Raw genomic sequence first — 12,661 nt, 5'->3', positions numbered from 1 at the left:
TAGGATTAAACTCTCATCATTGGCATACTGTTGCATTCAACACTATTTAAAATGTTAATTGCAGCAGGAATAGCTATTCTCATTTTGGGTTCAGCTACCATTAAGCCATCTACTGTTTTTGAAAGCCTTTGAAAAGCATCTTCATAAAACTGAGAATGTTTCCGCAATTTTTTAAACTGCGGAAAACGCAGAAGCTCTAGCATTTTATGTAGAGACACACCTGTTGCATAGGCATCCGTCACAAAGCTATGTTTTGCTTGCGGCAACTCTGGTGCAATATATTTGGTGGTGCCATAATCATCATCTTCATCATCAAAGACATCTTCTACCTTGATCATGCCACTAAAATCAACCAATTTTAAGGCAATGTTTTCATCTTGCTGCACAACCATCATATTTTCAGGTTTTATATCACGATGAATGAAATTGCCATCATGATATTGTTGGATCTCATGACAGAACTGCAAAGCGATATTAAAAATTTGTTCAAAATGTTTTTTTAATTCATTTATATTTCTATTCTTTCGTATTGCATCTTCAAGTTTCATCAAATACTTCGAAAGATCTTCGCCTTGAACTAATTCTGAAGCAATATAGTGTCGATGCAAACCTTGTTCGTCAGTCACCATGCCATACCCGCGCAATCGACCAAATTGCTTAAGCGCTGCAATTTCACGTTGCTGATTACGCATACTTTCCACTTTTAGTACTTCATCCATAGCCTCTTGCGCATAGTGATCGATTTTAAAAGCAACTGTTTCACTATTAAAAGTATCAATGGCATAATTTAGTGTTGCCGTTCCGCCAATAGCGATGGTTTTACCGATAAGGAATTTTTTATCTACAAATTCAATTTCTGGCGTGATATCGACAATGTCTTCAGAGGGAATATCGTCAAGCGCTTCATCATATTGTAACCAAGATTGCAGATAATTTTTCACCCCGCTATAACACTCATTCATCCATTGGAAGAGCGCAATCGGGTTATTCGTTGGACGATCATCAGCATCTCTTGTGCCAATCAATCTACCAATAAAAACCCCTAATCCATAACCCAAATTGGTCCGACGTTGATCCATTTCTGCCATTGCTTGTGCTGCAAGATCGTGAACATGAGTGGATCTTTGATCGTATGCATAATGAATCGCTGGGGTGGTTGGATGCTCAATTGCTATGTAATGTTGATAAGCAGTCAACATGAAAATGATTCTCACTCATAATATTTGAGAGTAAGATACATCTATTAATATAAGACACTCTAGCAAAAATGGATGCCTGGATGTCGATAACCGATATCTGGTCTAGGGAAGTGGACAGAATCGTCCGCTTAATGATAAAATCCCGGCCCATGGAAAATATAACGAAAACAAAGCTTCCCAATCGGGAAGACGCGCTTCGCAACCGCGAAGATATTCTAATTGCGGCTAAAAAAGTATTTTGTATGCAAGGTATCGATGTCCCTCTTGCCACCATCGCTTCAACCGCTGATGTTGGCCGAGCAACACTTTACCGCAACTTCCCTGATCGACATGCTTTACTCACCGCACTGTTAGATAGATATATTGATAAAGTTGAAGAAAAAGCAAAAGCCTTTTCAGAATTTCCTGATGGGTTATTTAAATTATTTAATTCCCATACCGAAACGCTTTGTGAATATGCGCCCCTAGTCGAATATTGGCGAATGATTGATAGAAAAGATCCCGCCATTGTTTTACTTTATATTCGTCTGCGAGAAATCTATAAACCTTTGTTAGAAATGGCTCAAAAGCATCAATTATGTCGTGCAACACTGACGGTTGAAGATATGCTGTTAATCTGCCCAATGCTGGCTGTTTCTTTGTATCAAAGTGATGCTGTTTTACAGGTTAAAATGGCAAAGCATATTTTAAAGATTTTAATGGAAGGTTTAACGCCTTAAAAGGGGCAAGCGAAGCTCACCCCTTTTCCTGAAACACATTATTCATTCCAAGCCTTTTCTCCGCCGGCTTGCACGAATAAAGTATGTAACTTAAATACCGCAACTATCCATATCAGTACAAAAATAATCATCGCAATTGCAGAATACGGCGCAATCACGGCCATAGGACCTATGAATATTAACATCGCTTGTTGTAAGAATGCGCCACCTGCTTTACCCAGACGTCCGCCCACAACATCCACCGCTGCTTTACCTTTCACTTTGGACTCTTCGTCTAACGGTATGTATGTCATTTCTTTGGTTGGGTCAAACAAAGCATATTTTGTGCTCTTGCTCAAAATCACTTGCAACGCACCCATGTAAACAGCAAAGGCCAACGCAGTTGTACCTAAACCGGTTACTAATGCTGCCGCGCTTTTATCAAATATCATAAAATAAAAGAACAAACTACCTGTAACACCTATCACAATCGGTGTCAGCAAAGCAGCAACTTTCCATCCTAACCAGCGCATTAAACCACCACCAATCAAAATGACGGCAACGGTTGATAAACCGGCAATTGTACTGTACATCCCAAAAAATGCTTGTTTATCACTAGGATTTGGCAAGAACAATCCAACTTGGTTTTTCCAAGCAACTTCTACCAAATTAATTGAAATGCCATAGCAAATGACTAACAATGCAATCCAACCTAGATATTTATTATGTAATATAAAATTAATACTGTCCTTCATCCCCATTTTAAGTTTCTTCTTCGTGGGAAGAGACTCACTCGGATCAACTAAAGTAGGATCGGGTATGACATATTTATCTAAATAATAATATAAGAACATCACTACCAGTCCACAGCCCACAACGGTCCAGACCAAATAATTGACCGTTACACCATAACTTGCGATAGGATCTTCTATATTCATTCCTTTTTTCGAGAAATGTGCAGAAACAATACCTGAAAATGCGGTTGCCAAATTAGCTAATAAATAGAAGTGTGCATAAAATCGCTTAGCTTCAGACACTTTTACAATACTATTTGCTAGCTGCCAAAAGAGTAAAGCAGAGACAACACTGCCCCATAATTCAGCGAGAATATAAAAAATAGAGAATGACCAATATTTATACATATTCACAAAGCTTTTAAGCCCCGCAGGGAGGTGAGTAATTAACCAGTCTGCAGATTGATGTGGGTGTAACAGTGTTTGATGAGGATAAAGAACTAAGGCAAACACGGCAAAATAGAGCAGAAAGAAACTGACTGTCACATAGAATAGCGTTTGTCTTTTCAAAAGATTACTCAATTTTGAGTAAATGAAGAAAAAGAGTATCGCTGAAGGTAATACGCCCCATGATTTTAGAAAAACAATCACCTCTGATCCTTCAGTCGCCGTGATGACCAATGTGTCTTTCATGTTTCTTAAAACTGTATAGTTAAACAAGATCAATGAAATCATTAAAGTCATTGGCAGAAATTTCAAATGTTCTCTGCCATAAATGGGCCATAGAAACATTCTTATCTTTGCTAAAGCTGATTTAGGAGGATCTACATGCATATTTTTATTCATCTAATTTGAAGCACCTATAGTTATATCTCGTACCTCAAGAGAATTAATTAAATAAAATTTATATAAACCTATAAGCTATAATCAAAAGCGATTAGCATGAAATCGTTTTACCTGTATATGATGACAATCAAGAAAACACATACAGCTAAGGATATGCATTGATGAACAAGCAAATTATCTTTTTAGCCCTGTTTAGTTTCACTACCTGTTGTTTTGGCGCAGTGTATGAAGTGGACAAGGTATTGGATAACGGTTACTACATTATTAATGGCGTTAGTTGGAAACCGCATACTTCCTGTAGGACTCTGGCACAGGGCGATAAGGTTGATTTTGTTAATGGCAATCCTAATGGTGAATGCGTTACAGCAACCATTATTGATCTCAACTCGAATACAAAGTGTTTGCTTTGGTGTGAAACAAATGATTAATTGAAGAGGCGCGCAGATGAGAGTATTTTACGCTGTTTTGATTTTATTCGGATTAAATATGACCTGTTATGCCAATCAGGAATATAAAATAGAAAAGGTTTTGCATAATGGTGATTATATTATTAATGGCTTACACTGGAAGCCTCAATCCAATTGTGCCGTTTTACGCAAGGGCGATAAAATAAAATTTTTCAACAATAAAGCAAACGGTAAATGCGTTAGCACTACCGTCATGCTTGATAATTCAAAATCAACTTGCAACCTATGGTGCGAAGATCCTCGAAGTGACGGCTAGAACTTGTCGCAAAATGGCCTTTTTGCAACAAGTTCTGGTTTTTACCACACTATTTGAGTTCTCAAGCCGAAAATATCTAAATGGCGATGATTAGGGGCGGGATTGCGGGCATCACCCAACGCTTGTGTGGGATCGATGCTAGCATTGATGTAGTTTGCCATTATCAAAAGATTTTGATTCACATACCAGCTAAGAGATAAAGTCACGTTATTCTCTTTACCGCCATGGATATCTTCATCATTTAAGTTAGCCATACTATATCTTGCAGCAATTTCAAATGCACCATAAGGACATCTAGGTATAATTTGGCCATAAGAGCCATTTTTAATTTTGTATATTCTGCTTTCACCTGTCAGTACATAAGCCGCTTGAGCGTGCCAGCCGTAGAAATGTAAGCCTGGATGAAACCAGCGATGGATATAAGCTTGTAAATATTCAGCACCTACAACTAATGGACCTCGTTGCCCGCTTAATTCAAAAGCAAATTCATCATAATGATCAACCAGCAAACTATTGCCAGAATCAATGGTATTGGGGGTATTGCGTGCTTTTATTTCAGGTCGGCTTGCAAAACGACGTCCGTCGATATTAGGGCCATTATCTCTGAATGATGCATTGGTATTCCCATAAACCCCTGATGCCCCAATCTGAATGACTTTATTGTCTTCATTTATGGGGACATAGAATGCTCTTGCGGTATGAGTCAGTTTATCTGAACGGTGATGAATCAGCGCCGTATCTCTGTTTTGCCCATGCGGAACCGTTGAGGAAGCAAATATAAAGCCATAATGTTTACCCCAGGTCGTGAAATTAAAGCCAATCCCCATACAAGGCCTAAAGGCAATCACGGGCAAGCTTCTTTCCATAAAGGGGATCCATTTGGAACTATTCGCATTTTCTAAGCAAAAGGGAGAAATAATTTGGCCAAAACTCATTTCAATGTCTTTAAACCCAGAGTAGGTAAAAAAGGCATCGTTAATGGTAACTGTACCCGTTTCAAAGCCTAGAACAATGGAATAGGACAAATCTTCGCCAATACCACCATTAAAACTGGTTTCTAATGCACGAATATTGGTTCCACTGGGAAATTCTTGATGTTCATCTTCAAAATCGTCTACGAAAAAAGCGGCATCAATTTTGGCAATTCCATGCAATTTAAACCAATAACGATCATCCTGCGAACGATAAATTTCAAATCCACCGTCTGTTTTTGCCTCGGTTTTGATTTCAGCTTCTGCTTTGGCCTGTGCTTTAGCCTCAGCTTTGGCTTCGGTTTGGACCTCTGCTGTTACTTTTTGATCTGAATCTTTTGTTTCTTTTTTTGCCTCTTCAGCCATTACGCATGAAGAAAACAATAGAATAAAGCCCAAAGAGGAAATTTTTTTCATTTGCATACGGGTATTTGTGATTCTTAGAATAAAGTTGTTGCAGCCTACTAAGTCTTTACTTTAAAGACAACTTTTTTTAGATCACATAGCTAATTGACTACCTTTTGATTGGCGCCTTAGGTCACTATTTGAATAAGTAAAATGCAACCGCCATTATCGAATACACAGTAAGTAACTGTATTCCCTTATACCAAGTCGACTCTCCGATCTCGGTAATTTGGTTTAAAATATAGGAGGCAAGCACCACAACCAATATTTCACCCTTACCAAAAATAAGGTCCATTTTTCCTAGCGGTAACAAAAAGCTTAATATAACCAATAAAGGGGTCACAAAAAGCGCGATTTGTATCCCACTACCAATCGCAATGACTAAGCTTAAATCTAGGCGGTTCTTTAATGCCATCACAATGGCCGTGCTATGCTCTGCCGCATTCCCAACCACAGCCACAATAATAACCCCAACAAAGACTTGAGACATTCCCATCGCCGTTGCCGCCTGCGTGACGGAACCGACGAGAATTTCACTCATCCAAGCAATCAAAGCAGCAGATAAGATTAAAAAGAATATCGAAAGCTTTAAGCTCCATACCGCATGTTTTTCTTCTGTATTTTCGTGATGCACACTTGAAAAGAATGAACGGTGCGTATAAAGCGTAAAAAACATCGATAAAAAATAAACCGTAATCAAAATGACTGAAATAACGACACTCAGTTGATTAACCGTCTCTGCTGTCATCCATTCTTTACCCAAACCAAAAAAAGCAGCCGGAATAATTAAGGCTATGGCTGCAATACTAAAATCAATCGACTGTGATTTAGCCCCTTGTAGATTAAATTTCTGTATCGGATATTTTAAACCACCGGCTAAAAATGAAGCGCCCAATACGAGTAAAACATTACCAATTAAGGAGCCAATCAATGATGCTTTCACAATTTGGATTTGACCTGCATGCAAGGCAACAATACTGATAATTAATTCTGCCGCATTACCAAAGGTTGCATTCAATATGCCCCCCCAAGCCTCTCCAATCCGTGCTGCCAGCCCTTCGGTTGCGCGGCCTAATAACGCTGCAAGTGGAATAATGGCAACACAAGCTGACAAAAAAATAAACGTATGTTTTTCAGGGTAGCCATGCTCTAACAGCACGGCGATAGGAATAAAGGGTAATAACCAATTCAACGTTGGTTTGAGTAAAGATTTCATTTACTTCCCCTTTAGATTGGCAATCTCGAATGAAGATATCGGCTACAATCATTAATATAGCCATGGAAGGCAGAGAAATGCTGGATTATTTTGCACTCATACTGCTTATATTTGTAGCCATCGTGATATTCTACGGAATCATCGCTATTCATGATATTCCTTATGAAATCGCTAAGTCTCGTCAACATCCACAACAAGATGCTATTCATGTGGCAGGTTGGATTAGTTTATTTACGTTACATGTGATATGGCCATTTTTATGGATTTGGGCCACTTTATATCGACCCGATAGAGGGTGGGGATTTGTACAAGAATCGGAAGAAAAAGCGGATATTGAAAAACTACAAGCCCTGATTATTCAAATGCAAACTGAACTCAAAACCATGGCCTCTGAAGATAAGAACCACAAGGCTTCTTTATCCTCTCTTATTGAAACTTTACGTGCCAGAATTGAAGCCATCGAAGCAAAAGGCAATAAGGAAGTGCCCTAATGGATCTCTTATTGATACTCACCTACACCGCCATCTGTATTTTTATTTTTAAAATTTTTCGGATCCCACTCAATAAATGGACCGTTCCTACCGCGGTATTAGGTGGTGTCGTCATTGTCGGTGCGTTGATTTTTGGCATGAATTATAATCATCCTTATTCTGAAATGAGCCTTGAATACTTTGTCACAACGCCTATCATTCCCAATGTAAATGGTCAAGTCATCGAAGTGCCCGTTAAAATCAATGCACCATTAAAAGCGGGTGAAACATTACTTAAAATCGATCCTGAACCTTTTAAACATAAATGTGATTCACTCAAAGCGCAGCTAAAAATGGCTCAATCTGATCTTGATCGCGCGGTTGAATTAGTCGCTAAAAAAGCATTGCCTGAACGAGAACTTGAAGTTGCTCATTCTCGTAAAGATCAACTCACAGCCGATCTTGCTATCGCAAATTATGAATTATCACAAACCACGATTAAAGCACCCAGTGTGGGTTTTGTGACGCAAGTTGCAGTGCGTCCCGGCATGCGCGCTGTCGCGATGCCCCTTCGTCCTTTGATGATTTTTGTTCCGATAGAATCAAAACATTTTATTGGTTGGTTTAGGCAAAATAGCCTGTTGCGCTTAAAACCTGGCGATAAAGCAGAAGTGATTTTTGATGGTATTCCAGGAACCATTTTCACAGGTAATGTCAAATATGTCTTTAATGTATTAGCAGAGGGTCAAATTTCTCCTAATGGCGAGTTGATTGATTCCAAAAAAGCCAAAGATCCGGGGCGTGTTGCTGTGCGAATTGAAATCACCGATCCCGCGTTTGAAAAATATCGTAATGCCTTACCGGGCGGTTCTTACGGGCAAGCTGCAATTTATACGCAACATGCTAAACACTTATCTATCATACGAAAGGTGTTAATCAGAATGGCGGCATGGATGAATTATTTATTTCCGATTCATTAATCAATTTACTCGTAGGCCCGCCCTATTTGCTGCAACCCCACGCTTCGATTGCTTCGCTGTGCAAATCAATCTTACGTGGGGCTATTCTCCTGCGCCCCGATGGAGCTGTTGATGTTTATTTGTTAGCGGCGTAGCCGCGTAGAATATTAGCCCATCCCCCCTCTCTCAAGCCCCGTAGGGGCGCAGGAAAAATTCAAAATGTTTCTGGAGATATCTCAGGGCTTGACCGAGGAAAGTAGGCAGCGGTTCCCTTTAAAACGTCGATTTTTTCCTAGCGAATCGAGATTCTCGCTCACCTTCAAGAATACTATCCCGAGAGAGATCTCGACTTTCCTGTGGATATTCTTCTTGAATGCTAACCTGCATTACACCCCTGGAAAGCTCGCTTAGACTATCCTCTTCAGAAATCGCTCGAGAGCCTGATACCGTCGGTTGATCAGGTTGTAAAAATAAAGGCTTTTGTTTTTTAGTTTGTCTAAATAACAGGGGTACTGATTTACATTTTATAATCTGAATTTCTGGCAATGACTCTTCATGGGCCAGAGATTCTTCGTTCGGTAATATTGAGACTTTGACTGGCAACACTGGCATAGATTGCGTCAATCGAGAAAGTTTTTTCTTATATTCATTTCGTCGGGTTAAGCGTTCTCTGTCAATCGCAGTCAATTGTGCATCGTGATAGTTAAAGTGCTTTTTAGGAATATGTGATAATACTTGGCTTACACTTTCATGCCAATCTGCAACTCCAACGCGTTTATGAAAAAGCACCCAATTTCTTAATTCTATATTAGATAACAAATTAGATTTTACAATTTCATCGAGCAATGTTGCGAATGTATTAGCATAAATATGCGATTGAAAATCCTTGCCAAAAATAGTGGCGAGCAATTCAATCATATTAGGGTGAAATGGTTGAATTTGATACGCCGGGTATTGCACATACAAGATGTAGTTTAAAACTTGATGTGAAAGTTCTTTACGCATTTGTGTGTGTTTATCACAAAACCTGACTAGTTCATCATAAGCAATTCTGGATAGCTTGGCATTGTTAGGAAAAGGAACGCACTTGTACTGAACATCAATAAGATCGCTATAAGCTATTTGCCAATCATCATTCTTATCTTTAATAGCTTTTTTTAAATGCAGTAGAATATCTTCTAATAATGCTAAATCTATTTCATTTTGTTTTAATTTATCATTATTCTGGAAATTTTCTAATTTTTTAATGTAACTTTCAAATGTGGTAACAATCTCGCTCATCGCACACTCCTTTTACGCATTGAAAGAGAGGCTATGACATTGAAGCAGTCATTTGCTGATGTCAATTATGAACATTTTTACAGGAAGTTTTAAAAGGGGCCAGGTATTGACCCCTTTGCAAATTTAAAGACCGGAGGAAAAGATGTTTTGGCAGATCATAAATAAAGGTGCAGGGAATAACCCAAAACCTAAAATGGCTAAACCATTGACTGATAATATGATTCGCATATCAACGCTTGCAACAGGGGCAATCGCATTTTCAGGCTGCTCAAAGTACATGACACGGACAATTTTTAAGTAGTAGTAAGCGCCAATGACCGAGAAAACCACAGCCAGTGCAGCAAGCCAAGTCATTCCTGCATCTACCAAGGCATTTAAGACCATAAATTTGGCATAAAAACCAACCGTTGGTGGAACGCCGGCCAATGAGAAAGCCACCAATAACATCATGAATGCTAACCAAGGATTTTTGCTGGCCAACCCTTTCAAATCTTCTAAGCGCTCAGCTTCATAGCCTTGGCTTAACATAAGCAATATACCAAAGCCGGCAGCCGCCACTAGCGCATAGGTCACAATGTAGTACATTGCTGGACCATAACCAACGATGGGAGCAACCAATAAACCTAAAAATAAAAACCCAACATGCGCAATGGTTGAATAAGCAAAAAGACGCTTAATATTGCTTTGAGCAATTGCAAGGATATTACCAATCGCCAGCGATAATACCGCTAACACCATCAAAATTTGGGTCCACTCTGCTGATAAACCAGGCAATGCATCGTGTAATAATCGATAAGCCATACCAAAAGCGGCAACTTTCGGTGCAGAGCCAACCATTAAGGTCACACTCGTCGGAGCACCTTGATAAACATCGGGAACCCACATATGGAAAGGAACAGCACCTAACTTAAATGCCACACCCACAATGATAAAGATAAGTGCAAATAAGCTAACCTGTAATTGACCACCTTGTGCGCCATGCACCCAGGTCGCAATGTCATTCAGTTGAATGCTTCCCGATAAGCCAAACAACAGTGACATCCCGTAGAGCATTAAACCCGAAGCTAAGGCACCTAAGATGAAATATTTCATCCCGGCTTCAACTGCGTTACGTGAATCCTTTTGCATTGCCACTAAGGCATACAAAGGAAGAGACAGCAATTCCAACCCTAAATAAATCATTAACAAGCTGTTAGCAGAGACTAAAAACATCATGCCTAGCGTACAAAACAATGATAATGAGTGAAATTCACCAAAAGCAATGTTGCGATCACGCGTATAAGCGCGTGAATAAGTGAAAATCAAAAACATCATTATCAAAATGACTAGTTTGCTAATCTGCGCAAAGGGATCAGCAACAAACTGCCCCGAAAATGCCGTTGTGGTTGAGCCGTACACGGTAAAGTGCCAACAAGCCACTGCCGTCACAACAAGTGTCAATTGACTATATAAATAGGTGATAACCCGGTTTTTCTTCGATAAGAATAGATCCAGAATTAATCCAATACACGCCATGCTTGCTAACACAATCTCTGGCATGATGACCCATAAATCTTCCACTTTTAACCTCTTCGTTCAAAGCGTTTATATATTTAATTAAATGCGGTATTTAAATCCGCATAGAGCGCATATTTCGGTTGGCTTATCTGCGCCAATAGCGCTTTCGTCGTTGTTTGCGTTACTTCCACTAAAGGCTCTGGCCAAATACCAAATAACAAAACTAAAAACGCTAACACGGTTAAAACCGTCGCTTCACGTCCGTTTAGATCGGTAAGCTGCGCCACATGTTGATTAGAAACTTCACCAAAAACGACTCTTTTGATCATCCACAACGTGTAAGCTGCGCCCAGTATTAAAGTTAAAGCAGCAAGAAACGCATATAAGGGCTCTGCGTGGAATGCCGCTAAGATAACAAAGAATTCACCCACAAAACCTGAAGTACCCGGTAGCCCTGAATTTGCCATTGCAAACAAAACAAAGAAGCTGGCAAAGAGTGGCATGGTATTGACCACGCCGCCGTAATCGGCGATCTGGCGAGAATGCACACGGTCATATAACACCCCAACGCATAAGAACAACGCGCCAGAAATAAAGCCATGTGAAATCATCTGTACATAAGCGCCATTAATACCCATCGCTGCGGTCGATAAGGCATCTTGATTAAGCAGCGCAAACGAAATGAATATACCGAGTGTTACAAAGCCCATATGTGCAATCGATGAATAAGCAATGAGCTTTTTCATATCTTTTTGCACGATGGCAACTAAACCAATGTAAACCACAGCAACCAATGAAGCGCCAATAATCAACCACTGCCACTCACGGCTAGCATCGGGCACGATGGGTAACATGAAACGTAAGAAGCCATATCCACCCATTTTCAACATGATGGCAGCCAGCACCACCGAACCGCCGGTAGGTGCTTCTACGTGAGCATCCGGTAACCAAGTATGTACAGGCACCATGGGGATTTTCACGGCAAAGGCTAATAAGAAGGCAACTAAGATCCATTTTTGTGATAACAATGGCAGCGATAAATCAGCAAACGCTGAAATCGCAAAGCCAGGCGTTCCGGTGGTTTTGGTTTGCCAGTACAGATAAATCAAAGCAACCAGGAGAAACACCGATCCTAAAAAGGTATATAAGAAGAATTTAATGGTCGCATAAATTCGATTTGGACCACCCCAGATCCCAATGATTAAAAACATCGGTACCAGCATCGCTTCCCAGAACACATAAAATAAAATAGCATCCATAGCAGCAAATACACCGCACATGAGTCCTTGCATCATTAAAAAGGACACCATATAGAGTGCGACTTTTTGTTCAATCACTTCCCATGCAGAAATGATCACCAATGGGGTAAACAAACAGGTCAAGATGATTAAAGGCATGGCAAAGCCATCAACCCCTAAATCGTAGTTGATGTTTAACCAGGGGAACCAAGCTTTATGCTCAACAAATTGAAAACCAACCGCTTGCGCATCAAACCCTTGCCATAAAGGCACACAAAGCCCTAGGCAAACCAGAGAAATCAGTAATGCCATCCAACGAGCCAGTCTTGGATTTTTTTGACCGCCTAAGGCAAATATCAGCAGGCCACCAACAATGGGTAACCAAACTAACGTGCTAAGTAATGGTAAAGCGAATTGCACAGAA

The 12,661-nt window shown here is 39.9% G+C and carries 12 protein-coding genes; 5 read left to right on the top strand and 7 right to left on the bottom strand.

What is annotated here, in order from left to right:
- Positions 1 to 5: 5 nt before the first annotated feature.
- The gene (locus HT99x_RS03660; RefSeq protein WP_075065623.1) at positions 6 to 1,199 is read right to left on the bottom strand and encodes a protein kinase domain-containing protein; all 1,194 of its coding nucleotides are present in this window, start codon (positions 1,197 to 1,199) and stop codon (positions 6 to 8) included.
- A gap of 149 nt (positions 1,200 to 1,348) precedes the next feature.
- Between HT99x_RS03660 and HT99x_RS03655 the strand changes: the two genes are divergently transcribed.
- On the top strand, positions 1,349 to 1,918 hold the full coding sequence (locus tag HT99x_RS03655; RefSeq protein WP_075065624.1) for a TetR family transcriptional regulator: 570 nt from the start codon (positions 1,349 to 1,351) through the stop codon (positions 1,916 to 1,918).
- 38 nt (positions 1,919 to 1,956) lie between these two features.
- On the opposite strand, the gene HT99x_RS03650 is transcribed toward HT99x_RS03655, so the two are convergent.
- Positions 1,957 to 3,477 (bottom strand): Npt1/Npt2 family nucleotide transporter, encoded by a 1,521-nt coding sequence (locus HT99x_RS03650; protein WP_075065625.1) that lies wholly within the window; start codon positions 3,475 to 3,477, stop codon positions 1,957 to 1,959.
- A gap of 161 nt (positions 3,478 to 3,638) precedes the next feature.
- Between HT99x_RS03650 and HT99x_RS03645 the strand changes: the two genes are divergently transcribed.
- A complete protein-coding gene (locus HT99x_RS03645) occupies positions 3,639 to 3,905 on the top strand; it encodes a hypothetical protein (protein ID WP_075065626.1) in 267 nt (88 codons plus the stop codon).
- A 16-nt stretch (positions 3,906 to 3,921) separates the two neighbouring features.
- Entirely contained in the window at positions 3,922 to 4,200 is a 279-nt protein-coding gene (locus tag HT99x_RS03640) for a hypothetical protein (RefSeq protein ID WP_075065627.1), read from the top strand.
- A 41-nt stretch (positions 4,201 to 4,241) separates the two neighbouring features.
- Here HT99x_RS03640 and HT99x_RS03635 read toward each other — a convergent pair whose 3' ends face one another.
- Positions 4,242 to 5,537 carry an OprO/OprP family phosphate-selective porin gene (locus HT99x_RS03635; protein ID WP_158003360.1) on the bottom strand — a complete coding sequence of 432 codons (1,296 nt, stop codon included), beginning with the start codon at positions 5,535 to 5,537 and terminating at the stop codon, positions 4,242 to 4,244.
- 175 nt (positions 5,538 to 5,712) lie between these two features.
- Positions 5,713 to 6,792: a calcium/proton exchanger gene (cax, locus tag HT99x_RS03630; RefSeq protein WP_075065629.1), complete on the bottom strand. Its 1,080-nt coding sequence runs from the start codon at positions 6,790 to 6,792 to the stop codon at positions 5,713 to 5,715.
- A 77-nt stretch (positions 6,793 to 6,869) separates the two neighbouring features.
- Here cax and HT99x_RS15945 point away from each other — a divergent pair, with 77 nt between their 5' ends.
- Positions 6,870 to 7,283, top strand: coding sequence for a DUF3302 domain-containing protein (locus tag HT99x_RS15945; protein ID WP_075065826.1), 414 nt, complete (start codon positions 6,870 to 6,872; stop codon positions 7,281 to 7,283).
- The gene (locus tag HT99x_RS03620; protein WP_075065630.1) at positions 7,283 to 8,242 is read left to right on the top strand and encodes an HlyD family secretion protein; all 960 of its coding nucleotides are present in this window, start codon (positions 7,283 to 7,285) and stop codon (positions 8,240 to 8,242) included. The genes HT99x_RS15945 and HT99x_RS03620 overlap by 1 nt, the downstream gene beginning before the upstream one ends.
- 252 nt (positions 8,243 to 8,494) lie before the next feature.
- Here the strand turns inward: HT99x_RS03620 and HT99x_RS03615 are convergent, their stop codons facing one another.
- From HT99x_RS03615 to HT99x_RS03605, 3 genes are all read right to left on the bottom strand, one after another.
- On the bottom strand, positions 8,495 to 9,502 hold the full coding sequence (locus HT99x_RS03615; RefSeq protein ID WP_075065631.1) for a hypothetical protein: 1,008 nt from the start codon (positions 9,500 to 9,502) through the stop codon (positions 8,495 to 8,497).
- A 123-nt stretch (positions 9,503 to 9,625) separates the two neighbouring features.
- Positions 9,626 to 11,062, bottom strand: a complete 1,437-nt coding sequence (gene nuoN / locus HT99x_RS03610) for an NADH-quinone oxidoreductase subunit NuoN (RefSeq protein ID WP_200957103.1) — start codon at positions 11,060 to 11,062, stop codon at positions 9,626 to 9,628.
- A 32-nt stretch (positions 11,063 to 11,094) separates the two neighbouring features.
- Positions 11,095 to 12,657, bottom strand: coding sequence for an NADH-quinone oxidoreductase subunit M (locus HT99x_RS03605; protein WP_075065632.1), 1,563 nt, complete (start codon positions 12,655 to 12,657; stop codon positions 11,095 to 11,097).
- Positions 12,658 to 12,661: the final 4 nt, after the last annotated feature.

The organism is Candidatus Berkiella aquae, assembly GCF_001431295.2.
In the GTDB taxonomy this organism is placed as follows: Bacteria; Pseudomonadota; Gammaproteobacteria; order Berkiellales; family Berkiellaceae; genus Berkiella; species Berkiella aquae.
Note: the sequence above shows the minus strand (reverse complement) of the source record. Positions and strands in the feature narration are given on the sequence as shown.